This is a genomic window from Phaeacidiphilus oryzae TH49 (assembly GCF_000744815.1).
Lineage (GTDB): Bacteria > Actinomycetota > Actinomycetes > Streptomycetales > Streptomycetaceae > Phaeacidiphilus > Phaeacidiphilus oryzae.
The window spans coordinates 643,041-665,331 of the sequence record NZ_JQMQ01000005.1 but is presented as its reverse complement, the minus strand read 5'-3'; the positions used below and the strand labels follow the sequence as shown (position 1 = coordinate 665,331).

21 protein-coding genes are annotated in these 22,291 nt (G+C 75.3%); 11 read left to right on the top strand and 10 right to left on the bottom strand.

The window, feature by feature from the left end:
- Position 1: 1 nt before the first annotated feature.
- Entirely contained in the window at positions 2 to 898 is an 897-nt protein-coding gene (locus BS73_RS07310; RefSeq protein ID WP_037570519.1) for a glycoside hydrolase family 16 protein, read from the bottom strand.
- Positions 899 to 1,069: 171 nt separating this feature from the next.
- Between BS73_RS07310 and BS73_RS07305 the strand changes: the two genes are divergently transcribed.
- The 4 genes from BS73_RS07305 to BS73_RS07290 all read left to right on the top strand — a co-directional run bounded on the left by BS73_RS07305 (position 1,070) and on the right by BS73_RS07290 (position 5,391).
- Complete coding sequence (locus BS73_RS07305) at positions 1,070 to 1,975, top strand: alpha/beta fold hydrolase (RefSeq protein ID WP_037570517.1); 906 nt, start codon at positions 1,070 to 1,072, stop codon at positions 1,973 to 1,975.
- Between the two features lie 52 nt (positions 1,976 to 2,027).
- Entirely contained in the window at positions 2,028 to 3,836 is a 1,809-nt protein-coding gene (locus tag BS73_RS07300; RefSeq protein WP_051939650.1) for a thiamine pyrophosphate-requiring protein, read from the top strand.
- An 87-nt stretch (positions 3,837 to 3,923) separates the two neighbouring features.
- Positions 3,924 to 4,181 carry a hypothetical protein gene (locus tag BS73_RS07295; protein WP_037570515.1) on the top strand — a complete coding sequence of 86 codons (258 nt, stop codon included), beginning with the start codon at positions 3,924 to 3,926 and terminating at the stop codon, positions 4,179 to 4,181.
- 181 nt (positions 4,182 to 4,362) lie between these two features.
- Entirely contained in the window at positions 4,363 to 5,391 is a 1,029-nt protein-coding gene (locus BS73_RS07290) for a LysR family transcriptional regulator (RefSeq protein ID WP_037570514.1), read from the top strand.
- Positions 5,392 to 5,395: 4 nt separating this feature from the next.
- Here BS73_RS07290 and BS73_RS07285 read toward each other — a convergent pair whose 3' ends face one another.
- The 3 genes from BS73_RS07285 to BS73_RS07275 all read right to left on the bottom strand — a co-directional run bounded on the left by BS73_RS07285 (position 5,396) and on the right by BS73_RS07275 (position 7,983).
- On the bottom strand, positions 5,396 to 6,235 hold the full coding sequence (locus BS73_RS07285) for a TIGR03084 family metal-binding protein (protein WP_051939646.1): 840 nt from the start codon (positions 6,233 to 6,235) through the stop codon (positions 5,396 to 5,398).
- On the bottom strand, positions 6,232 to 6,672 hold the full coding sequence (locus tag BS73_RS34460) for a Zn-ribbon domain-containing OB-fold protein (protein WP_235215632.1): 441 nt from the start codon (positions 6,670 to 6,672) through the stop codon (positions 6,232 to 6,234). The genes BS73_RS07285 and BS73_RS34460 overlap by 4 nt, the downstream gene beginning before the upstream one ends.
- Positions 6,673 to 6,747: 75 nt before the next feature.
- Complete coding sequence (locus BS73_RS07275) at positions 6,748 to 7,983, bottom strand: thiolase family protein (protein ID WP_235215334.1); 1,236 nt, start codon at positions 7,981 to 7,983, stop codon at positions 6,748 to 6,750.
- 126 nt (positions 7,984 to 8,109) lie between these two features.
- Here BS73_RS07275 and BS73_RS07270 point away from each other — a divergent pair, with 126 nt between their 5' ends.
- Positions 8,110 to 8,727 (top strand): TetR/AcrR family transcriptional regulator, encoded by a 618-nt coding sequence (locus tag BS73_RS07270; protein WP_037570513.1) that lies wholly within the window; start codon positions 8,110 to 8,112, stop codon positions 8,725 to 8,727.
- Between the two features lie 145 nt (positions 8,728 to 8,872).
- The gene (locus tag BS73_RS07265) at positions 8,873 to 9,736 is read left to right on the top strand and encodes an SAM-dependent methyltransferase (RefSeq protein WP_051939642.1); all 864 of its coding nucleotides are present in this window, start codon (positions 8,873 to 8,875) and stop codon (positions 9,734 to 9,736) included.
- Here the strand turns inward: BS73_RS07265 and BS73_RS07260 are convergent.
- The gene (locus BS73_RS07260; protein ID WP_051939640.1) at positions 9,726 to 11,888 is read right to left on the bottom strand and encodes a DUF5107 domain-containing protein; all 2,163 of its coding nucleotides are present in this window, start codon (positions 11,886 to 11,888) and stop codon (positions 9,726 to 9,728) included. The genes BS73_RS07265 and BS73_RS07260 overlap by 11 nt on opposite strands.
- A gap of 79 nt (positions 11,889 to 11,967) precedes the next feature.
- On the opposite strand from BS73_RS07260, the gene BS73_RS07255 reads away from it, so the two are divergent.
- Positions 11,968 to 12,573, top strand: coding sequence for a GNAT family N-acetyltransferase (locus BS73_RS07255; protein WP_037570511.1), 606 nt, complete (start codon positions 11,968 to 11,970; stop codon positions 12,571 to 12,573).
- Positions 12,574 to 12,661: 88 nt separating this feature from the next.
- Here the strand turns inward: BS73_RS07255 and BS73_RS07250 are convergent, their stop codons facing one another.
- The gene (locus BS73_RS07250; protein WP_037570509.1) at positions 12,662 to 13,339 is read right to left on the bottom strand and encodes an Rv1733c family protein; all 678 of its coding nucleotides are present in this window, start codon (positions 13,337 to 13,339) and stop codon (positions 12,662 to 12,664) included.
- A gap of 284 nt (positions 13,340 to 13,623) precedes the next feature.
- Between BS73_RS07250 and BS73_RS07245 the strand changes: the two genes are divergently transcribed.
- Positions 13,624 to 14,211, top strand: a complete 588-nt coding sequence (locus tag BS73_RS07245; protein WP_037570508.1) for a YbaK/EbsC family protein — start codon at positions 13,624 to 13,626, stop codon at positions 14,209 to 14,211.
- Here the strand turns inward: BS73_RS07245 and BS73_RS07240 are convergent.
- From BS73_RS07240 to BS73_RS07230, 3 genes are all read right to left on the bottom strand, one after another.
- Positions 14,154 to 15,575 carry an MFS transporter gene (locus BS73_RS07240; RefSeq protein WP_051939638.1) on the bottom strand — a complete coding sequence of 474 codons (1,422 nt, stop codon included), beginning with the start codon at positions 15,573 to 15,575 and terminating at the stop codon, positions 14,154 to 14,156. The genes BS73_RS07245 and BS73_RS07240 overlap by 58 nt on opposite strands.
- Positions 15,576 to 15,644: 69 nt before the next feature.
- Positions 15,645 to 17,438: a glycoside hydrolase family 3 protein gene (locus BS73_RS07235; protein WP_037570506.1), complete on the bottom strand. Its 1,794-nt coding sequence runs from the start codon at positions 17,436 to 17,438 to the stop codon at positions 15,645 to 15,647.
- A gap of 136 nt (positions 17,439 to 17,574) precedes the next feature.
- Complete coding sequence (locus BS73_RS07230; protein WP_037570504.1) at positions 17,575 to 18,339, bottom strand: 3-hydroxyacyl-CoA dehydrogenase; 765 nt, start codon at positions 18,337 to 18,339, stop codon at positions 17,575 to 17,577.
- Between the two features lie 199 nt (positions 18,340 to 18,538).
- On the opposite strand from BS73_RS07230, the gene BS73_RS07225 reads away from it, so the two are divergent.
- Positions 18,539 to 19,021, top strand: a complete 483-nt coding sequence (locus BS73_RS07225) for a carboxymuconolactone decarboxylase family protein (RefSeq protein ID WP_200886662.1) — start codon at positions 18,539 to 18,541, stop codon at positions 19,019 to 19,021.
- A gap of 199 nt (positions 19,022 to 19,220) precedes the next feature.
- Here the strand turns inward: BS73_RS07225 and BS73_RS07220 are convergent, their stop codons facing one another.
- A complete protein-coding gene (locus tag BS73_RS07220; RefSeq protein ID WP_051939635.1) occupies positions 19,221 to 19,916 on the bottom strand; it encodes a pentapeptide repeat-containing protein in 696 nt (231 codons plus the stop codon).
- Positions 19,917 to 20,024: 108 nt separating this feature from the next.
- On the opposite strand from BS73_RS07220, the gene BS73_RS07215 reads away from it, so the two are divergent.
- Together BS73_RS07215 and BS73_RS07210 are read left to right on the top strand one after the other, a co-directional pair.
- A complete protein-coding gene (locus BS73_RS07215; protein WP_037570503.1) occupies positions 20,025 to 20,735 on the top strand; it encodes a maleylpyruvate isomerase N-terminal domain-containing protein in 711 nt (236 codons plus the stop codon).
- A gap of 104 nt (positions 20,736 to 20,839) precedes the next feature.
- Entirely contained in the window at positions 20,840 to 21,514 is a 675-nt protein-coding gene (locus BS73_RS07210; protein ID WP_051939633.1) for a DsbA family oxidoreductase, read from the top strand.
- Positions 21,515 to 22,291 lie beyond the last annotated feature (777 nt).

Genomic DNA, 22,291 nt, shown 5'->3' with positions numbered 1-22,291 from the left:
GCTACGGGCGCTGCCAGACCCGCACCCAGTCGACCCGGAAGTCGGCGGGCGCCGAGGCCTGGCCGCCCTCCGCGCCCACCGCGTTGTTGAGGATGACGTAGTTGGGGGAGGACGGGCGGTAGGAGTGGCTGCCGACGTTCACGCCGTCGTAGTAGAAGGTGACCTCGCCGGGCTCCCAGTCGGCCGCGAAGGTGTGCCAGCCGGTGTACGCCGAGGCCGGCGGGTAGGCGCCGGGGGCGTTCGCCTCGGCCCCGTGCGAGCCCGAGACCAGGTGCCAACTGGCCTTGCCGGACAGGCACTCGTAGACGTCGATCTCGCCGTCCTTCGGCCAGTTCCGGCCGTCCGTCCAGATCGCCGGCCAGTTGGTGCACTGCCCGCTGCCCGGCGGCACATACGCCCGCACCTCGACCACCCCGTGGGTGAACTGGAAGCCCCGCCCGGCCCCCAGCACCTCCGGGTCGGTGGTGACGATCCCCGAGGTGTACGGGCGGGTGGTGCCGCCGCAGTCGCTGTCCCGCTGGACGACGGTGAGGTGCAACTCCCCGCCCGAGACCGCCGCCTGCGAGGAGTCGTAGCACTCCAGCTCGCTGCCGTTGACCGGCTGGCTGACGCCGGAGACCCGGCCCCAGGCGGAGGTCCACTTGGAGGTGTCCAGCCGGCCGGTGTCGAACTCGTCGTCGAAGGCCAGCTTCCACCTCCCGCCGAGCCCGGCCGGTCCCGCGACGTTCAGATGGGTGGTGGTGGGCGGGGGCGGCGGAGCGGCGGTTCCCCCGCCGCCGTCGCCGCCGGTACGGCCGGCCGACAGCAGCAGCGTCAGGGCCACCGCGGCCGCCACCGCGCAGACCGCGACGGCCACCGCCGCGCCCGCCCTCGACCTCAGGCGGAACCCCGTGCTCATCGGACCCCTCCCGGGACCTCGCCGACCTCCATGGTCCTCTCCCCCCATCGGCCGATCCGGCCAACCTGACCCGGCGTCATCACCGCATCACAGCCAGTCCTCTGAAGCTGCGTTAGATTCTCACCCGAGGGGACCGTCCACACCACCGCCATGCGGGGGAGGGAGTGCACCATGCCCGAGGTCGAACTCACGCCGGGTACCGTCGAATACCAGGACACCGGTGGCGACGGGCCGGTCCTGGTCCTGCTGCACGGACTCTTCATGGACGGCACGGTCTGGCGGAAGGTGGTGGCCGAACTCCGCGGGGAGTACCGCTGCATCCTGCCCACCCTGCCGCTCGGCGCGCACCGCCGGCCGATGAGGCCGGACGCCGACCTGTCGATGCCCGGACTCGCCCGGCTGATCGGCGAGTTCCTGGAGCGCCTCGACCTGCGCGACGTCACCCTGGTCTTCAACGACTGGAACGGGGCGCCCGCGATGGCCGAGCAGGGGCTGCTGGACCGGGTGGCCCGGCTCGGCCTGGTCGCCTGCGAGGCCTTCGACAACTACCCGCCGGGCGTCCCCGGGCGGATCGTGGACGTGGTGAGCCGGGTGCCGCGCGGGCTCGGACTGGCCGGAGCGCTGTGGCTGTTCGCCTCGGTGCCGGCGGTCCGGCGGGCGCCCGGCGGCTTCGGCTGGCTCTCCAAGCGGCCGGTGCCGCGCGAGGTCGCGGACGGCTGGTTCCACTCCGGTTCGCGCGGTGCGCAGGCCGGGCTGATCCGCCGCGACCTCCTCAAGTACACCCGGTCGGTGCCGTCCCACCGGGAACTGCTGAGCTGGACCGGCAGGCTCGCCGACTTCCCGGGCCGGGTGCTGGTCGTCTGGGCCGAGGAGGACCGGATGATGCCGCACGAGCACGGGCCCCGGCTGGCCGCCCTCTGCAAGGACGCCCGCCTGGTCTGGGTCTCCGACAGCTACACCCTGGTCCCCGAGGACCGTCCGGATGCCCTGGTGACCGCCCTCCGCGAGTTCGTCCCGCGCCCCGGCACCGGGGAGTCGGCCGCCGACGAGCGGGCGGCCGCGCCGGAAACCGACTGATCCGCCCGCGCGGGGCCTGTACGCCCGGGCGGGGCTGGTGTTCCGTTGGGGGATGGCTGACTCCGACTCCGCCCGCGACGACGCGGCGGCACCGTTGGCACCGTTTCCTTCCACGGCGAGCGAGGCATTCCTGGACGCGCTGGCGGCGGCCGGCGTCGAGTACGTCTTCGCCAATCTGGGCAGCGATCACCCCGGGCTGATCGAGGCCTACGCCAGGGCCGGCGCCACCGGCGACGCCGACCGTCTGCCCCGGCTGGTGGTCTGCCCGCACGAGAGCGTCGCGCTCTCCGCCGCCCAGGGGCACGCCCAGGTCAGCGGCCGGCCGCAGGCCGTGGTGGTGCACGTGGAGTGCGGGACCCAGAACCTCGGCGGGATGCTCCACAACGCCGCACGGGGACGGGTCCCCGTGCTGATCTACGCGGGCGCCTCGCCGTACACCCAGCACGGCGAACTGCCGGGCAGCCGCAACGAGTTCATCCACTGGCTGCAGGACGTCCGGGACCAGCGCGGGATCGTCCGCGGCTACGTGAAGTACGACAACGAGTTCCGCACCGGGCGGCAGGTGGCCCAACTGACCCACCGGGCGCTGCAGATCGCCCGCAGCGAGCCGGCCGGCCCGGTCTACCTGACGGGCCCGCGCGAGGTGATGGAGGAACCGGTCCCCGGCGGCGGGGCCGTGGTCCCGGTCGATCCGGCGCACTTCACCCCGGTCGCCCCGGCCGCCCTGGACGGGGCCACCGCCGACCGGATCGCCCAGGCGCTGGCCGGCGCCGAGCACCCGCTGATCGTCACCGGCAACGCCGGCCGCGACCCGGCGGCGGTGCCCGAACTGGTGCGGCTGGCCGAGTCGGCGGCGATCCGGGTGCTGGAATCCGTCCCGGCCTACCTCAACTTCCCCGCGAGCCATCCGCTGCACGCCGGCTACCAGTGGAACCAGCCCCGGCGGCATCCGGCGCTGGCCGAGGCGGACGTGGTGCTGGTGCTCGGCAGCGATGTGCCCTGGATCCCGACGGTGAACCGGCCGGGGCCCCGGGCCCGGATCCTCGTCGTCGACCCCGACCCGCTCAAGGAGCAGACGCCGCTCTGGCACCTCCCCGCCGAGCTCTACGCCCGCGCCCACCTCGGGACGGCGATCCGCCAGCTGGCCGACCGCACCGAGCGGCTGCCGGCCCGCCGGACCGCTCTGCGGCTGGACGCGGCCCGGGCCGCCCACGCCGCCCGCACCGCCGAGCTGGCCGGCCGCGAGCGGCCGGACGCCGACGGCCGGATCACCCCCGAGCTGACCGCCGCCGCCCTCCGCGAGGAGCTGGCCCGGCGCGGCGGCGACACCCTGGTCCTCTCCGAGGCCGTCTCCCACTACCACGTGGTCAGCGAGCACCTGCGGATCGACCGCCCCGGCGGCTATCTGGCGTCCGGCGGCAGCTCGCTCGGCTGGTACGCGGGCGCGGCGATCGGCGCCAAGCTCGCCGACCCGGCGCGGAGGGTGGTCGCGGTGGTCGGCGACGGCTCGTACCTCTTCGGCGTGCCCGCCTCCGCGCAGTGGACCGCGCGCCGCTACGGCACCCCGCACCTGGTCGTCGTCCTCGACAACCAGGGGTGGCAGGCGCCCAGGCTGTCCACCCTCGCTCTGCACCCCGACGGCCACGCCGCCCGCAGCGGCGCCTTCCCCGTCGGCTTCGGCCCGGAGGAGGCCGACCTGCCGGGCGTCGCGGCGGCGGCCGGGGGAGCCTGGGGGCGCACCGTCACCAAGCCGGACGAGCTGCCGGAGGCCGTCCGCGAGGCGCTGGACGCAGTGGACGGGGGCCGGAGCGCGGTGCTCTCCGTGCACATCCCGGAGGCGGTGCCGGACCGTCCGATGTGACGGGGCGTCACCCGGGTGCGGTAGCGGCACACCCCGGGCGGCCCATCCGGCATGCGGGGCCCCGGTGCGCCCCGCAGGCTGGGCACCATGGCGAATACTCAGATTCCGTGGCGGGAGTTCCAGGCGGACACCCGGATGCTCACCATCGGGGCCGCGGTCGCCGGCGCCGGTGGGCTGATCTGGGCGGCCGGCACCGCCCTCTTCCTGGTCAGCGTGGCCCGCGCGGGCCGCGACTGGGTCGGCCGCTGGGACGTCCCCCCGTCCGAGATGGCCAACCGCAGGCTCCGCCAGGCCCAGCTCGCCGCCCAGGCCGGCCGGGACGCCTGGCGCGCGCAGGGCGCCTAGGGCGCCTTGGCGCGGGCAGGACGCCTGGGACGCGGGGGGGAGGAGCCCCGGCGGGGTCCCCCAGACGCCGCCGCAGCGCACTCCCCAGCTCTTCGCCTACACTCCCTCCGGTTGTCCTGATGCGCCGTTGCGGCCGTCAGGGTGGCGGGACCTGTCGACGGGCGACAACCAGGGGTTGTGGATGGATCTGGACCTCAGCGCCGTGCGGGCGTTCCTCGCCGTGGTGGACGAGGGGCAGTTCACCGACGCGGCCGGGCTGCTCGGGATGACCCAGCAGGCGGTCTCCAAGCGGATCGCCAAGCTGGAGACCGACCTCGGCGTCCAGCTGCTCAGCCGCTCCCGGACCGGCGCCCGGCCGACCGAGGACGGGGGCGCCTTCCTGCCCAGCGCCCGGGCGCTGATCGCCCTCGCCGACCAGGCCGCCGCGATGCTGCGGGGCCGGCGGCGGCCGCTGCGGGTGGACGTCCTGGCGCGTGACGCCCAACCCGTCGACCTCGTGCGCGCCTTCTACGAGTCGGGCGGCGCGGACGGCGGTTCCGGCGACGGCGACGCAGACGCAGACGTGGATGTCGATGTCGATGTCGACATGGTGATCTCGCGGGGGAACCACCCCGCGGCCACCGCCCTGGCGGAGGGCTCCGTGGACGCGGCCTTCGGGCGGGCCGCCTGGACCCGCGGCCCCGGGATCAGGGCCGTCCCCGCCGCGCTGGAGCCGATTCCGATCTTCGTCGGCCGCAGGCATCCGCTGGCGCGGCGCCGGCGGGTGCGTCCGGCGGACCTGGCGGGGCTCACCGCGTGGATGCCGGGCAACAACCGGGACAGCGAGTGGGCGGAGTACTACCGCTATCTGAGCGCCGAGTTCGCCGTCGAGATCGACAGCTCGGGCCCGGTCTTCGGCGCCGAGCACATGCTGGAGACGATCGCCGCAGCGCCGGACCGGCTGATGTTCGCGGCGCAGCGGCAGTTCGGCGGCCACCCGGGCGTGGTGCAGATCCCCGTGGTCGATCCCACCCCGGTCTATCCGTGGTCGCTGCTGTGGCACGAGGCCAACCGGCACCCGCTGCTGCCGCGGTTCATCGACCACGTGCGGGGCGTGGGGGGCGGGCGCCCGGCACCCGCCCCCCGGGTGACCGTCGGGCCGGATCTGTGGCTGCCGGACCCCGACCGCGAGTTCTTCCCGGCGGGGGCGGCGGCCGGCGCCGACTCCTGAGTCGTCAGGCGGACGGGCGGCGGCCGGGGCCCGGAGCCCCCGCGAAGGCCTGGGCGACGCCGAGCCAGGCGATCGCGGCCTCGCCGTGCGCGGTGAGGTCCAGGTCGTCCGGGTGGCGCCGCCGGGTGGCCAGCAGGCAGAGGTCGAGGGCGGGTCCGGTGACCACGTTCTCCGCATCGGCGGGGCCGAAGTGCCACGACTCGCCGCCGGGAGCCGTGAGTGCGAAGCGGACGGGGACGGCCGGCGGGGTCTGCCGGTGGACCTGGAAGGACCAGCCGACGGTGGCGTGGGCGAGATGGGCGATATGCCGCAGCCGCGCGGTCGGGGTGCGGACCGCCCCCAGCGCGTCCGCCACGTCCTGGCCGTGCGCCCAGGTCTCCATCAGCCGGGAGGTGACCATGGAGGCGGGCTTCATCGGCGGGCCGAACCACGGCAGCTTCCGGTCCGCGGGCGCGGCGGACAGCGCCGCCGCCGCGCCGTCCCGGGCCTCCCGCCACTCGGCGAGCAGCCGCTCCGGCGGCTGTGCCGCGCCCTCGTCGGCGCCGATGTCGGTGGCCTCCCGGCCGGCCGCCTCGGCCGCCGTGAGCGCCTCGCGCAGGGGGGCGTGGAACCGCTCGGGATCGTCGGCGCAGTCGGCGGAGAGCACGGCCCACCGGTCGGTCCAGGCGAGATGGGCGATCTGGTGGGCGACCGTCCAGCCCTCGGCCGGGGTCGGGGTCGCCCAGGCCTCCGCGGGCAGCCCCGCGACCAGGGCGTCCAGCTCGGCGTTCTCCGCCCGGAGGTCCGCCAGCAGTGCGTGGAGGACGGCCGTTCGGCGGTCCTCGCGGTCGGGGGTGGTGGTCATGGCGTCGGGCCTTCCTGGGGGGCCGGGATCCGGTCCACCGTCTCATGGCGACCCTCCCGGGCGACGGAGACCACCGGCACGGTCTCGCCGTCCGCCACCGCCTCGAAGGAGACGGTCAGCGGCAGCCCCGCGGAGAGGTCCGCCGCCGGCTCCGCCACGCCGGTGAGCCGCAGCCGCAGCCACGGCCCCTCGGCCAGTTCGACCAGCGCGGCCACGGTCAGCGGACGCCCCTCGCGGTCATGTGGCACCGCCCAACTCACCAGCGTGGCGGCGCCCGAGGCGGGCGCGGGCGTGAACTCCGTCGCCGCGCAGTCCGGGCACTGCCGGGCCTGCGGCGCGGAGATCCGCCCGCAGCCGGTGCAGCGGCGCAGCAGCAGTTCGCCGCGGGCGGTGCCGTCGAAGAACTCGGCGGAGGCCGCGTCCCGGGCGATCGGCATGGTGGGCACGAGGCCCTCCTCTCCGGTGGGTTGACGAATCCAGTGGGTCGACGAGTCAGTTGGGTTGACGGAGCGTCAGGAACCGGCGTGCGGGCTGAGCAGCAGCGTGGAGTGGTGGTCCAGCACCCCGCCGTTGCCGCTGACCAGCACCAGGTCGTTGCGCGGCGCCTGGCGTTCGCCGCCCTGCCCGCGGGCCTGGATCACCGCCTCGGAGAGCGGGGTCATCCCCCACATGTAGTACGAGGAGAGCTGCCCGCCACCGGTGTTGAAGGCGGTCCGGCCGCCGCCGGGGCCCAGCGCGCCGCTCTCCGCGAAGGCACCGCCCTCGCCCTTGGCGCAGAAGCCGTAGTCCTCGACGCTCAGCAGGGCGGTGAAGGTGTAGCAGTCGTAGAGCTCCGCGACGTCCACGTCCTCGATCGACGCGCCCGCCATCGCCAGCGCGGCCGGGCCGGACCGGGCGGCGCCGGAGACCAGTCCGAAGGCGCTGTCCCCCGCGTCCGGGTAGCCGGGGTGGGCCTGAGCGAACCCCTTTACGTGGACGGGGGGTTGGGCCAGGTCGCGGGCGCGCTCGGCGGTGGTGACGACCACCGCGATCCCGCCGTTGCTGACCAGGCAGCAGTCCAGCAGGTGCAGCGGGTCGGCGATCATCCGGGAGGCCTGGTGGTCGGCGAGGGTGATCGGGGTGCGCAGCTGGGCCAGCGGGTTCCGTACCGCCCATCCGCGCTGGGCCACGGCCACCGCGCCGAGCTGCTCGGAGGTGGTGCCGTAGGTGGTCATGTGCCGGCGGGCGGCCAGCGCGTAGCGGGCGTTGACGCTGGCCAGACCGGCGTCGACGAGCAGCCCGTCGAAGCCGGACGGCGGTTTGCGGGCGGCGTACGCGGCCCCGGTGCCGCGGCCCTCGCGGAGCGGGGCGTCGGCGAAGACGCAGGCCACGGTGGTGGCCAGGCCGGAGGAGACGGCCAGTGAGGCGAACGAGACCATGGCGCCGGCCGAGGAGCCGTAGCCCTGGAGGTAGTCCAGCAGCCGCAGGTCGCGGAGGTCGAGGTCGCGGGCGAGTTCGAGCCCGAGGTCGTTGCGGACCCCGGAGTTGATCAGCAGCCCGTCCAGGTCGGCGGTCCGCAGTCCGGCGTCGGCGACCGCCCGGCGGACGGCGTCGGCGGCGAAGTCCGGGGCGGTGCGGCCGTACACCTTGCCCATCTCGGTGATCCCGAGGCCCACCACGGCGGGGGAGAGGGCCGGGTTCGCCCGGAACGTCGCCGAGGCGGCAGGCGGCGCCGGGGAGTTGCTGTCGCTGCTCAGCGGGTCCGGCACCGCGGCCTCCTCGACTCAATAACAGACCTAGGCGGTCTGAAAATCCGGTGCCATCATTGCTCCCGGATCCACCGCCGGGCAAGGGCCCGACCGGAGCGGCAGGACGAGAAGGGCGACGCAGGCGCCATGGCCGACAAGGCAGTCGAGAGCACCCGCGGCCGACCGCGCGACCCCGGCTTCGAGGACCGGGTCTTCGACGCCGCCATCGCCCTCTACGCCCACGGCGGCCTGGACGTGGTGAGCATCGGCGCGGTCGCCCGCGAGGCGCGGGTCGGCAAGGCCTCCCTCTACCTGCGCTGGCCGGACAAGCAGTCTCTGCTGCTGGACGCGCTGGAGGCGCGGATCGTGCTGGACACCCACATCGACACCGGCGACCTCCGCGCCGACCTCCGCCGGCTGGCGGAGCAGATGCTCGGCCTCTTCTGGACCGACGCCGGACTGGCCTATCTGCGGCGGAACGTGGACGCCGCCGTCCACCCGGAGTTCTTCGGCACCAGGCACCGCGACGGCAGCCCGACCGTCCTCGCCGCCCGCCGCCTGGTCCGCAACGCCGTCGCCCGCGGCGACCTGCCGCCCGGGACCAGCCCCACCGTCCTGATGGACCTCCTCTTCGGAGCCGCCATGATGCACGCCACGGTCACCCCGGCCCCCCTCCGCGACACCGCCCGTGCCCGCTCGCAGAGCTACCTCGACGAGCTGGTCGACACCATCCTGGCCGGCGTCAAGGGCGTCAGCGGTCCTTAGCCGGGGGCGGGCGACGCTGCCACGGGATGGCGAACGCCTGGATCGGGTACGGACAGCCGGGACGGTCGGCGGAAGATCCGTAAGTCCGGTGTGAAGGGCTACGGCGGGGTAGCATCCCGCTCAAGTGGCAGGAGGGGACTGAGAGATGTCGGAGCGTCAGCAGCAGGGCGGGGATGTCGTGACGGACCTTGCAGGGGAGCAGCGGCCGCCGTCGCTCGATCTGCGGACGGATCTGCCGCATCCGGCCCGGATGTACGACTACTACCTCGGCGGCAAGGACAACTTCCCCTCCGACCGCGCGGCCGCCGCCCAGGTGGTGAAGCTGCTGCCGAGCACGCCCGCCGGCTGCCGCGCCAACCGGCGCTTCCTCGGCCGGGCGGTGCGCCTCGCGGTCGACCGCGGGATCCGCCAGTTCCTGGACATCGGCACCGGCATCCCGACCGCCGACAACACCCACGAGGTCGCCCAGGCCGCGGCCCCCGAGGCGCGGGTGGTCTACGTCGACAACGACCCGATCGTGCTGGCCCACGCCCGCGCGCTGCTCACCAGCTCCCCGCAGGGCCGCACCGCCTATGTGGACGCGGACTTCCGCGATCCGGACGCGGTGCTCGCCGCCCCGGCCGTCCGCGACATCCTCGACTTCGACCAGCCGGTGGCGCTCCTCACGGTGGCCCTGCTGCACTTCTTCCAGGACGCCGACGGCCCGTACGAGCTGGTCCGGCGCTACCAGTCGGCGCTGCCCTCGGGCAGCGTGCACATCCTCTCCCACGGCACCGGCGAGACCATGGACCCGGCGGTGGCCGAGTCCGTGATGCGCACCTACGCCGAGGTCGGGCTGAAGATGGTGTCCCGGACCAAGGCCGAGGTGGAGCGTTTCTTCCCGGGCTGGGAACTCGTCGAGCCGGGCGTGGCGCCGGTCAACCGGTGGCGCGCGGACGGCAATCCGGAGGATCTCGCGCTGTCGCCGGCGGAGGCCGCCGGGTACGGGGTCGTGGCGGTCAAGCCCTAGGGCTCTCGTCCTTGGCGTCCTTCGCGTCCTGGGGCCGACAGGAGTCCGGCGGCCGCATGGCGAAGTCGTAGTCGGGCGGGAGCGGTCCGGCCTCCGGTCGGGCGGCGCGATACAGCTCCCAGAGTTCGGCCAGGGAGAGCTCGCCCTCGCGGATGTTCGGCAGCACGATCCCGGCCCGCAGCAGCGCGCCGCAGCGGTCGGGATCGCCGGACTCCAGCGCGGCCCGGGCCTCCAGCAGCCGGAGCCGGCCCTCCGGCGCCGCGCCCGTCAAGCTCGTCGCGCCGGCCGGACGGCCGCCCGCCCGCTCGACGAGGCCGAGCGCGTCCCGCGGCCGTTCGGCCGCCAGCAGCGCCGCCACCGCCTCAAGGAGCAGCGGCTGCTGATGCGGCATCAGCTCCCAGGCCGCCAGCAAAGCGTCCGCGGCCTCCGCCCGGTCGCCGCGGGCGGCCGCCAGCACGCCGAGATCGCGCCAGGCCCAGCCGTTCGGCGCGTCCGCGAGGGAGCGCCGCCAGGCCGCCGCGGCGGACTCGGGGCGGCCTTGGGCGGCGTGCACCACGCCGAGCAGCAGCTCGGCCAGCCAGCGGCCGGCGTCCGCGAGCAGCGGGGCCCAGTCCTGGTCGGCCTGGTAGGAGACGGGTGCGGCGCCGGTCATCCGGCCCGTGGAGAGCAGCGTCAGCCAGGGCTCCTCCTCGGGCCCCAGAGTGTCGTCGGGGAACGGCGTCGCCGGATCGTGGAGGGCGGGGCAGGGATCGCCGCTCCGGGCCCGCAGATGGCGTTCGAGCGCCCCCCAGCCGCTGCCGCGGTGCAGTACCGCGGTCGGCGGGCCGCCCAACCAGGCCTGCGCGTCGGCGAGTTCGGCGTTCAGCCGGTCCTCGGGCAGCAGCGCGTCCAGCGCGGAGCCGGCCGCCGCCACCGCCCGCCCCCAGTCCGGGGAGTGGACCTCCAGCGGGTCCGCGGCCAGCCGGCCGTACGCCTCCAGCCAGGACCAGGCGGCGCGCGGCGGCATCGGCAGATGCTCCAGCTGGGTCCTGGCCAGTCCGGCCTGGATCTCCAGATACGGCCGCCCGGTACCGCCGTTGAGCCACTCCTGCCAGTTGCGGCCGCCGGGGTGCCGGCCCCAGCGGAACAGCTTCCGGCCGCGCAGCCGCGCGGTGGAGGCCTGCACCAGGCCGCTGCCGTCCGCGCCGAGCGCGGCGATCCACGGGCGGGCCGGCGGGGACGCGTTCGCGGAGGCGGTCGCAGAGGCGGTCGCGGAGCCCGCGAGGTCGAAGAAGTGGTCGGCGGAGCAGCGGCCGAGTGCCGGGTAGCTGGAGTCGTGCGGGTCCCCGGGATCGTCCGGGAAGCGGACCCGGGCCAGTCGCCGCCCGGGGTCGAAGCGCCAGGCCGCCGTGGCCGGGGTCAGCACCCGGGTCCCCTCGGTCTCGGGCACGGCGGCGTTGGACCACCAGTACATCGGCACCGGCCGGTCGTTCGGATTGACGATCCGGACGTGGACGAGCAGCAGCTCGGAGCCGTCCGGGAGCCAGGCGTCGATCCGGAACACCACCCGCCGCAGCCGCTCGTACTCGTACATCCGCAGCACCGGCTGCCCGTCCGGGCGGCGGGCGCGGACGGTGTGCAGCGGCTCGCAGGTGGTGGGGGAGTGGCCGGTGGTGCCGATGTTCCACTCCACCCCTCCGGCCACCCAGGCGTCCCGCAGGGCCAGGGCGGCCGGCTGGTGGACGGGGTTGGCGTGGAGGAGCTCGCGGCCGGTCGGAAGGTGGGTCAGCGACCACAGCCGGCCTCCGGTGCCGGGCAGGAAGACCGCCCGCAGCCGGTCGTTCTCCAGCACCGCGGCCGGATGCCGGCGCGGCCGCCGCTCGCGGCCGTAGCCGTCCCGGAGGAGGTACGGCAGCACCGAGTCCACCCGGCCGTAGCGGAGGTCGCGGAGGAGCTCGGCGTCGAAGCCGTCCTCGGGCTCCGAGGGGGCGCCGTCCCAGGCCGGGCCGCCGGCCGGGCCGTCCGGCCACCCCGGGCCCTCCGGGCTCGCCGGATACCCCGCGTGCCCAGGGAGCCCGTGGAGCGCAGGGAGCCCCGGCAGCGGCGGCAGCGGGTTCAGCGGGCCGAGCTCGGCGGTCGGGAGGGTGAGGGCGCCGAGGCCGAGGCTGCTCATCGGCGGCCTTCCGGGCGTGCGACCATGGTCAGTCCCGCCTTACCCTTCTGCATCGCCGGACCGATCCCCGGAGCCCCGCATGACCGACGCATCCCTGACCGCTCCCTCCATCCCCGCCGCGGCGCCGGATTTCCGGATCGCGGACCTCGACGACGTGCCGGCCCTGGTCGACCTGGTCGAGTCGGCCTACCGCGGGGGCCCCGGCGCGGGCGGCTGGACCACGGAGGCGCATCTGATCGACGGGCAGCGCACCGACCGGGAGCAGGTCTCGGAGATCATCACCGCCGAGGGCGGGCTGATCCTCGTCGCCGAGGTGGAGTCCGCCGGGCCCGGCGGCCGCGCGATCGCCGCCTCCTGCCAGCTCGAGGACCGGGGCGCCACCGCCTACTTCGGCATGTTCGCCGTCGATCCGGGCAGCCAGGGCGCCGGCCTCGGCCGTGCCCTCCTCGCCCGCGCCGAGAGCTACGCCCGCGAGGAGTGGGGCGCCGAGCGGATGGAGATGACCGTCATCGAGCAGCGCGCCGACCTGATCGCCTGGTATGAGCGGCGGGGTTACCGCCGTACCGGCGAGTTCGAGCCGTTCCCGTACGGCGACGAGCGCTTCGGGCTGCCCCGGCGCCCGGACCTCCGATTCGAGCGCCTGGTTAAGGAGTTCGGCGCGGGCGAGCGCCGCGACGGCGCCTGACACCGGCGGGGCCGGCGCTGGCGGGCCTGACCTCGGCTGGGCCGACGCCGGGAAGCCGGACGCCGGCCGGCCTGCCCCCGGCACCCCGTCAGCCGCCGTTCCGGTGCCGCCTGGACCACTCGGGCTCGACCCGGGCCCACTCGCGCTCCCACACCCGGCCGGCCCGCCGGTCCAGCAGCCGAGCGGTCAGCCCCGTGACGCCCACCGCGATGCCGATGGCCCCGCACAGCGTCCCGCCGCCCGCGATCAGCGCGTTGCCCACGGCGAGCGCCATCGGGGAGGGCGCGGCCACCGGTGCGCCGGAGGCGTCCACCCAGGTCGGTATGGGGGTCCCGGGCGGGGCGCCGTCCGGCGCGCGCAGCAGGCCGCTGTGCCGCTGCCCGCCGGAGTCCGCCCAGACCGCCGCGGCGACCGAGTTCCCGTCGGAGACCCCGCCGGTGGGCTCGGCGCCGGCGCGCGGATACGCGGGCGCGGTGGTGACCGCCACCACCCGGTGCCGGGTGGCGTGCTGCCGGTGGAACTCGGCCATGCTGACGCGCAGGGTGATCAGGCCGACGCACCAGGCGGCGACGAACACCGCGGCCAGCAGCATCCCCAGGAGCACCAGCAGCCGGCTGCGGGTCCGGTCCAGCTCGCGCACCAGCGGGTTGGGGTCGCGGCCGAGGGCCCGGCGCAGATTCCGCGCCACCCGCTCGCGCAGGCCGTTACGGGGCGGCGGACCGGCTTCCGGAGCCGCCCCGCGTCTGCGATCGGCGGTGTCGGACATGCTGCGCCTCCCCGCGGCGGAGCCGACCGGCGGTCGGCGCGCGGCGTCGTGCCGATGAGGTACCCCGCGCCCGGACCGGGTCGAGCTCCGGGTCTCCACGTCGACGGTACGCGCGCCCGGCAGCGCTCAGAAGCCCTTCGGCGGACTCCGTCCCAAACCCGGCCTCGGGGGCGCTTCCCGGCCGTCCGCCCAGCCGTCCGCCCAACCGTCCGCCCGGTCACCGCCGGACCCGTCCGTCAGGGCCGCCGCCCAGGCCCCCGCGGCATGCCGACTAGAGTGCGGGCATGAGTACCGCAGCCACCTCAAGCACCCCTCCCTTCGGCCGATTCGACTCCTGGGCGCCCGCGCTGGAGCGGCTGGACCTGCTGCCGGACCCGGTGGCCGAGGCACTGCGCGGCTGGGCCGACCGCGCGGCCGCCGAGTCGGTGCTGTTCGTGGACACCGACCCGGCGAAGGCGGACACCGCCGCCTTCGCCGAGGCCTACGGGGTGCCGCTGGACTGCGGGGCGAACTGCGTGGTGGTGGCCGCGAAGCGGGGGCAGGAGACCACCCTGGCCGGCTGCCTGGTCCGGGCCGACACCCGGCTGGACGTCAACAAGGTGGTGCGGAAGCGGCTCGGGGCGCGCAAGGCCTCTTTCGCGCCGATGGACACCGCCGTCCAGGAGACCGGCATGGAGTACGGCGGCATCACCCCGATCGGCCTGCCCGCCGACTGGCCGCTGCTCGTGGACGAGGCCGTGGCCGAGACCGCGCACGTGCTGATCGGCAGCGGCCGCCGGCGCGGCAAGCTGATCCTGCCGGGCGCCGCGGTGGCTCAACTCCCCGGCGTCGAGGTGGTCTCGGGGCTGGCGGCACCCGTGCCGGCGGCCTGAGCCGGCATCGCCGCCGCTCCGGCCTGCCCGCTGCCGACCGCCGCGCGGTAGCGCACCAGCCCGGGCAGCAGCAGCCACATCAGCCCGACCGCGATCACCTCGGCCAGCCCGCCGGTCACCGCGGAGACGCCGGGCGAGCTGACCGAGGCGACCGCGCCGGCCCGGAAGTCGCCCAGCTGCGGGGTGCCGGCGCCGACCATGTACTCCACCGAGTTGACCCGCCCGCGCATCCGGTCCGGGACCGCGGCCTGGATGATCGAGGTGCGGAAGACCACCGAGTTGGCGTCCGCCGCGCCGGCCACCACCAGCAGCAGGACGGCCGCCCAGAGCGGACCGGGCATCCCGAAGCCCGCCAGCGCGAGCCCCCAGACCGCGCCGCCCACCAGCATCCCGCGCCCCGGCCTGGTGATCCGGCCGACGTGCCCGGAGAGCGTCGAGCCCAGCACTCCGCCGATCGCCAGCGAGGAGCTGAGCACCCCCAGGGTGAGGCTGCCCCCGCCGAAGCGCTCCGCGTTGATCTGCGGGAAGAGGGCGGTCGGCATCGCCAGCACGCAGGCCGAGACGTCGGCGAGCAGCGCCCCGCGCAGCACTTGACCGACCGTCAGGAACCGCAGGGCCTCGCCGATGGCACGCAGCCCGGGCCGCCGGGCGCCGCCGTTCCCACCGCTGCGGCCGCTGCCGCTGCCGCTGCCATCGCCGCTGCCGCTGTCATCGCCCGGCCGTCGCCCGGTCGCGACCGCCTCCGGCAGCATCGCCGGCAGCCGCCCCACCCCGTACAGCGCCGCGGAGAAGCTGACCAGGTCGGCGAGGTAGCAGCCCTTCAGGCCGGCCGGCCCGGCGACCAGACCGGCCAGCAGCGGTCCCGCGGTCATCGCGCTGTGCATGGCGAACATCGTGAGCGCGGCCCCCGCCGGGATCTGCTCCGCCCGCAGCAGCCGGGGCATGAAGGTACGCCGGGCCGGGGCGTTCACCGAGCCCAGCGTGGACTTCAGCACCACCAGCGCGTACAGCAGCCACAGCCGGCCGTCGCCGCCGGCCCCCAGCCCCGTCCCCGGCCCCGCCCCCGTCCCGAAGAAGGCCTGCACGGCGAACACCGCCGACAGCCCGGCCTGCCCGCTGGTGCAGAACAGCACCGCCTTCCGCCGGTCGACGGTGTCCACCAGCGCACCGCCGAAGAGCCCGAAGACGAGGCTCGGCAGCGCCGAGGCGAGGCCCACCGCGCCGACCGCAAGCGAGGATCCGGTGAGCCGGAAGATCTGCAGCGCCACCGCGAAGTCGGTCATCCGGGAACCGAGCTGGGAGAGCGCCGTCCCCCACCACAGCCGCCGGAAGTCCGGCGACTCGCGCAGCGGGCGGACGTCCATGAGGAGCTTCGGCGGCCTGGCGGACGACGCTATCCCAGCCCCGGACCCGGTTCGACTCCCTTACACCGCTCAGTACCGCAGCCCGCTGCCCCACCGCAGCAGCACCGAACTCCCGTCCGCGCTCGGCACGGTGACGGGCAGCCGGCCGAGCGGCCGGCCGCCCAGCAGCACGTCGGCCAGCGCGGTGGTGGTCACCGGCTGGTAGCCGTAGGCGGCCAGATAGGTCGGCGCGGAGGGGAACGCGGAGAGGTCGTACGGGCCGCCGACCGACACGACGACCACCGGCTTGCCGGTCGCCAGCAGCTGCTTGACCAGGCTCTGCTGGGTGCTGTCGTTCCAGGCGTTGTAGGTGGTCACCACCGTGACGTCGTTCTGCTCGGCGGCGGCGACCGCCTGGTCGATGGCGGCCTGGTCCGGGGAGCCGGTCCACAGCCGGGTGGTGACCAGCCCGCGCTGGGCCAGCGCGTCCGACAGGTTCTGCGTGGTGCCCGCGCCCCAGCCGGTGACCAGCACATGCTGATGCGAGGAGGCGGAGAGCGGCAGCGCGCCCGCCTCGTTGCGCAGCAGGGTGACGGACCGCCGGGCGATGCCCGCCATGGTGGCCAGCTGCTCGGCGGTGCCGACCCCGGACCCGTCCACCGGCTTGGGCGCGCCGCCGCCGAGGAGGCCCAGTCCGGCCTTCATCCGCAGGATCCGGCGCACCGACTGGTCGATCCTGGCCTGGCTGACGGTGCCGTTCCGCACCGCGTCCAGCAGGATCTGCTCGGCCTGCGGCAGGTCGGTGGGCATCAGCAGCTGGTCGTCGCCGGCCCGCACGGCGCCGAGGATGATCTGCTGCTCCGTCAGGTTGCCGAGGGCACCCGCGCCCAGCGCGTCGGTGATCACCACGCCGTCGTAGTGGAGGGTGCCGCGCAGCAGCCCGGTGACGATCGGCTCGGAGAGGCTGGCCGGGGTCCCGGAGGGGTCCAGATGGGGCGCGACGATGTGCGCCGCCATCACCGAGGGCACCCCGGCCGCGATCGCAGCCCGGAACGGCGGGATGTCCCGGGCCAGGAACTGGGCCCTGGTCTCGTTGCTGACCGCCACCCCGTTGTCGGTGTTGACGGTCGTGTCGCCGAGCCCGGGGAAGTGCTTGGCCTGGGCGCCGACCCCGGCGTCGGCGAAGCCCCGGACCGCGTCGGCGGCGTACCGGGCGACGATCGCCGGGCGGTCGCCGAAGGAGCGCGGGCCGTCCGCCGCGTTCCGCGGGTTGGTGTTGACGTCCGAGACGGGGGCGTCGTCGGTGTTGATGCCCATCGCCCGCAGCTGCTCCCCGGTGACCCGGGCCGCCGCCCGGGCGTTGGCCGGGTCACCGGTGGCGCCGATCGCCATGTTGCCGGGGGAGACCGCGAGCGGCGCCCCGATCCGGTTCACCACGCCGCCCTCCTGGTCGGTGCTGATCTGCACCGGGACGTCGGCGCCCGAGGTGGCGGCGGCCTGCTGGAGGCCGTTGGAGAGGCCGGCGATCTGGGCCGGCGAGGCGAGGTTGTCGCTCCAGGCGAAGTAGATGACGCCGCCCAGGTGGTACTTGGCGACGGCCTCTGCGCCGTTGTCCACGTCCGCGCCGTACATCGTGTGGTTGGCGGCGACGTCGGTCGGATCGGTGGTGGTGGCGCTCTGGCCGTAGACGTAGTCCACGAACATCTGGCCGACCTTCTCCGGCAGGGTCATCCCCGCCAGCACGGCGTCCACCCGGGCGTCCACCGGGGCGCCCGCGCCCGCGCGCGGGGCCGTCGGGGCGGCGCTCGCCGCCGGCGCGGCGGCCACCGCCACCGCCGCGGCGAGCAGAAGAGAACCAAGGGTGGCCGTACGTCGTCCGCGCATCGAGCAGCCTCCAGGGGGCAGGGCCGAGGTGAGCGTGCTGTGAACACGTTGTGCGACTCGATTCGCCAGTGCAACGCGTAACTGACGTCGTGTCAACAGTCCCACGCACAAGCCGCGACCCAGGAGACCCGCCCGGCTACCTCGGCGCCATCCGGATCGCCCCGTCCAGGCGGATCACCTCGCCGTTCAGCATGGGGTTCTCGACGATGTGCTGGGCCAGGGCGGCGTACTCCACCGGGTTGCCCAGCCGCGGCGGGTGCGGCACCTGCTCGCCCAGCGAGTCCTGCGCCTCCTGCGGCAGCCCGGCCAGCATCGGGGTGGCGAACAGGCCCGGGGCGATGGTCATCACCCGGATCGACCGGCCGGCCAGGTCGCGGGCGATCGGCAGCGTCATGCCGACCACGCCGCCCTTGGACGCGGAGTACGCGGCCTGCCCGATCTGCCCGTCGAAGGCGGCCACCGAGGCGGTGTTCACGATCACCCCGCGGTCGCCGTCCAGCGGCTCGTTGGCGGCCATCCGCTCGGCGGCCAGGCGGATCACGTTGAAGGTGCCGATCAGGTTGATCTCGACGACCCGGGTGAACACGTCCAGCGGGAACGGGCCGTTCTTCCCCAGCACCCGCGCGGGGGTGCCGATCCCCGCGCAGTTGACGGCGATCCGCAGGTCTCCGCCGAGCGCCTGGGCGGCGTCCAGCGCTGCCGAGACCTGGGCCTCGTCGCGGACGTCCGCCGGGGCGAAGGCCGCGCGCTCGCCGAGCTTGGCGGCGACCGCCTCGCCGTCCGAGGACGGCAGGTCGAGCAGCAGGACGTTGCCGCCCGCGGCCAGCAGCCGCTCTGCGGTGGCCCGGCCGAGGCCGGAGGCCCCGCCGGTGATGACAGCGGTGCTGCCCGCGATCTTCATGCTCGTTTCGCCTTTCACCCGCGCCGAGGTTAACGGTCACTCACGTGACTCGAGCTCACCGTAGGTCGGCCGCCGAGAGGGCGTCAAGCACCGCCCCCTGCGGGGAGTTCCGGTCGCGGCTGTCACAACTCCGCCGGCCGGCCCGTCAGTGCTGTGTCGGCCGATCAGGCATACCGAACCACCGAAACGGAGTCACACCATGAGCGACACCCTGCAGCCCCGCGTCAAGAACCCCGTCTCGCACTTCCCCGAGGCGACCGGCCACATCCAGGCCATCATGAAGTCGCTGTACGCCTCCGGCGTGCCGCAGGAGACGATGGAGCTGGTCCACCTCAGGGCCAGCCAGATCAACGGCTGCAGCGTCTGCGTGGACGGGGGCGCGCGCTCGGCCCGCCGCGCCGGGATGAGCGAGGAGCGGTTGCACGCCGTAGCGGCCTGGCGGGAAGCCCCCTACTACACGGAGGCCGAGCGGTCCGCGATCGCCCTCGCCGAGGCGGCCACCCGGCTCGCCGACCAGCCGGACGGCGTGCGAGACGAGGTGTGGGACGCCGCCGCCAAGCACTTCGACGAGCGCCAGATCAGCGGAATCGTGCTGATGATCGCCATGACCAACATGTTCAACCGAGTCAACGCCACCACCCGCCAGCTCGCCGGCCCCCAGCCCTGGGAGCAGTCCTCCTGAACCACCCCTACGGCCCAGCGCCCACGGCCCACCGCCCCTGCGCCGACGCGTCGCGGACGCCCGGTCGGGCCGGCCCGGTTTGAGGCCCCCGGGCGGCCGGGCCGTGGGAGCCCCTTGCCGGCGTCGGCTGCCCCGACGCTGAGTCGGCGCCCCGCGCTCAGGTCGGCTGCCCCCGCGCTCAGGTCGGCTGCCCCCGCGCTCAGGTCGGCTGGCCCTCGTCCTGGACGAGGAGGCCCAGGGAGTCGGCCAGGGCGGGCGCCAGGTCCAGCAGTTGCGGGCTGCTGATCGTGGCGCCGCGGAGGTCCTCCCAGCCGGAGGTGATCCCCAGCGCGGCCGCCTCCCGCAGGTCCACCCGTTTCAGCCGGGCCCGCTGGAAGAGCGCCCGCTCCAGCGTGCTCCCCGGGAAGGAGACGTCGGTGAGCGTCGCCCCGCCGAAGTCCACCTCGCGCAGCAGGCAGTCCACGAAGGCGACCTCCCGCAGTTCGGCCGTCCGCAGGTTCACCGAGTCCAGCTTGCAGTTGCGGAAGACCACCCGGCGCAGGGGCGCGCCGTAGAACTCGAGCCCGGCCAGCAGCCCGCCGGACCACTCCGCGTCCAGCCAGTTCGTCTCGGCCAGGTCGCACCCGACCATCCGCACCTGGTGCAGCCAGACGTCGTTGAACCGGGCGCGCCGGAACCGCACCGCGTCGAACCCGGTCGACTCGAAGGCCGTCTCCACGAACCGCGCGTTCCCGCAGTCCGCGCCGGTGTGCTCGCCGCCTTCGAAGAGGACCGTGTCGTAGTCCCCCTCGCGCTCCAACTCGCCGGAGAAGCCGGTGAGATGCGGCGCCCAGGGCAGGTCCGCCAGCTCCCGTGCGGCCGGCGGCCAGCCGGTCCTTCCTCGTCCCGCGGCCATCAGCGCCTCCTCCAGTCCGCGACTCCCTGCGTGCTCGCCACGTGATCACCCTGGCACGCCCCACTGACAATCCGCCCCGCCGGGTAGCAGGCGGGTAGAAGGGAGGCCATGACGACACGGCACACCCAGAGCGGGGCGGCCCTCCTCGCGGCCGCCTACGAACCGCTGCTCGACACCGTCGGCGGCCTGACCGACGAGCAGGCCTGGCGCCCCACCCGCTGCACCGGCTGGATGGCGGGCGACCTGATCTTCCATCTTCTCGCGGACGCCCAGCGCGCCCTGGTCGCCTTCGGCAGCCCGGCCGCCGCCGGCGCCGCCGCCGGCACGGACGCGGTCGGCTACTGGAAGGAGTGGCACCCGGCCCGCGGCCCCGAGGAGGCGGAGCTGGCCCGGCAGGCGGAGCGCCAGCTGCGCAACACCCGGATCATGGCCTCGGTCTGGAGCGGCATCCGCCCGCTCGCCGACCTCTACACCGAGACCGCCCGCGCGGTCCTCGCCCTGGCGGCGCGCCTGCCGGGCACGGAAGTGGTCCGCACCCAGGGGCACCTCATCACCGTGGACGACCTGCTGGACACCCTCGCCGTGGAGGCCGCCGTCCACCACCTCGACCTGCTGGCCGGCCTTCCCGAGGCCCCCGCGCCCGCGCCGGAGGGCCTGGCCGCCGTCCACCGGGTGCTGGACGGGCTGCTCGGCCACCCGCCGGCGGTCGACTGGGACGACACCGCCTACGCCCTGGCCGGCACCGGCCGCGTCCCGCTCACCGACGCCGAGCGCAGGGCCCTCGGCCCGGATGCCGACCGCTTCCCGCTCTTCGGCTGAAGGCGAGGGCGAGGGCGAGGGCGACGGCTAGGGCGGCCGGGAATGCGCAGGCCGCGGCCGGTGCTGGGACCGGGGACGCGAGTACGAAGGAGAGACGGCAACCCATGCGCGTGGAAATCTGGTCGGACATCGCCTGCCCGTTCTGCTACCTCGGCAAGTCCCGCTTCGAGCGGGCACTGGCCGGGTTTCCGCAGCGCGACCGGGTCGAGGTGGTGTTCCGCTCCTTCGAGCTCGACCCCGGGCGCGACAAGGGGGACGTCGCCCCCGTCCTGGACATGCTGGTCGGCAAGTACGGCATCAGCCCGGAGCAGGCCGCCGCCAACGAGCGCGGCATCGGTGAGCAGGCCGCCGAGCTCGGCCTCGGCTACCGCACGGAGGGCCGCGACCACGGCTCCACCTTCGATCTCCACCGGCTGCTGCACTACGCCGCCGACCAGGGCGCCCACGGGCCGGAGCGGCAGGCCGCGCTCCTCGACGCCTTCTTCCGCGGCAACTTCGCCGAGGAGGAGTCGGTCTACAACGACGACGAGCGGCTGGTCGCCCTCGCCGTGGAGGCCGGCCTCGACGCGGACGGGGTCCGCGCGGTGCTGGCCGACCCGGCGGCGTACGCCGAGGCCGTGCGCGCCGACGAGCGCGAGGCCGCGCAGCTCGGCGCGACCGGCGTGCCGTTCTTCGTGCTGGACCGGCGGTTCGGCGTCTCCGGCGCACAGCCGGTCGAGGTCTTCGCGCAGGCGCTCGACCAGGCCTGGGCCGCGGCGGAGGCGAGCCCGGCTTCCTGACGGGGTGTCACCTGCCGTGGGTAGGGCGGCGGTTCACGGCCGCCTGGGCGGGTGCAGCAGCCGGTGGAGGGCGTTGTCCCTCGGGTCGCCGGAGCCATCGGGGCCGCCGCCGGGGCCTTCGGGGTTGCCCGGGCCGCTGGAACCGGGCGCCCCGGGAGCCGGCGGCGCGCCCGGCGCGCCGGGCGGATGCGGCGCAGGGCGCGCGGGGGGCGCGGGATGACCGCCGCCCGGACCGCGTTGCCCACCGTGCGCGCCCTGCGCGGGCTGTCCGCCCTGCCCGCCCTGCCCGGCCGATCCGCCCTGGGCGGGACGCCCGTCGATACGGAAGTGCCCGGTCTGCCCGGCCCCAGCCGGGGCCCCAGCCCCCGCCCCGGGCGCCGTCGGCGGCAGCAGGCGGGTGAGCGCGCTGATCGGCGGCTCGCCCCCGACCCGCTCGCCCCCGACCCGATCGGCCCGGGACCGCCCGGCCGCGGGCAGCGCGCCCGGGACCGGCGGCCCGGGCTCGATCGCGGGCACGGAGCGATGATGGCCGCGCCACTCCCGGAGGAGCGCGTTGAAGATGGGTGTCTCGCGGTCCCAGCCGTGATCCATGCCCTGCCCAACGGGCGTTCGGCCGGGGCGGGACGGCTCGCCCTGCGGATTCACCCCACGCGGGTCCGCAGATCCTCCGATCGGCCGAGCGGATAGCCCGATCATCTCCACGGACGGTCGCGTGCGTCCGGTAAAGTGACGCAGTCGGCAGCGAACGCGTGCGGCGGGGCCGCGCGCCCGGATCGG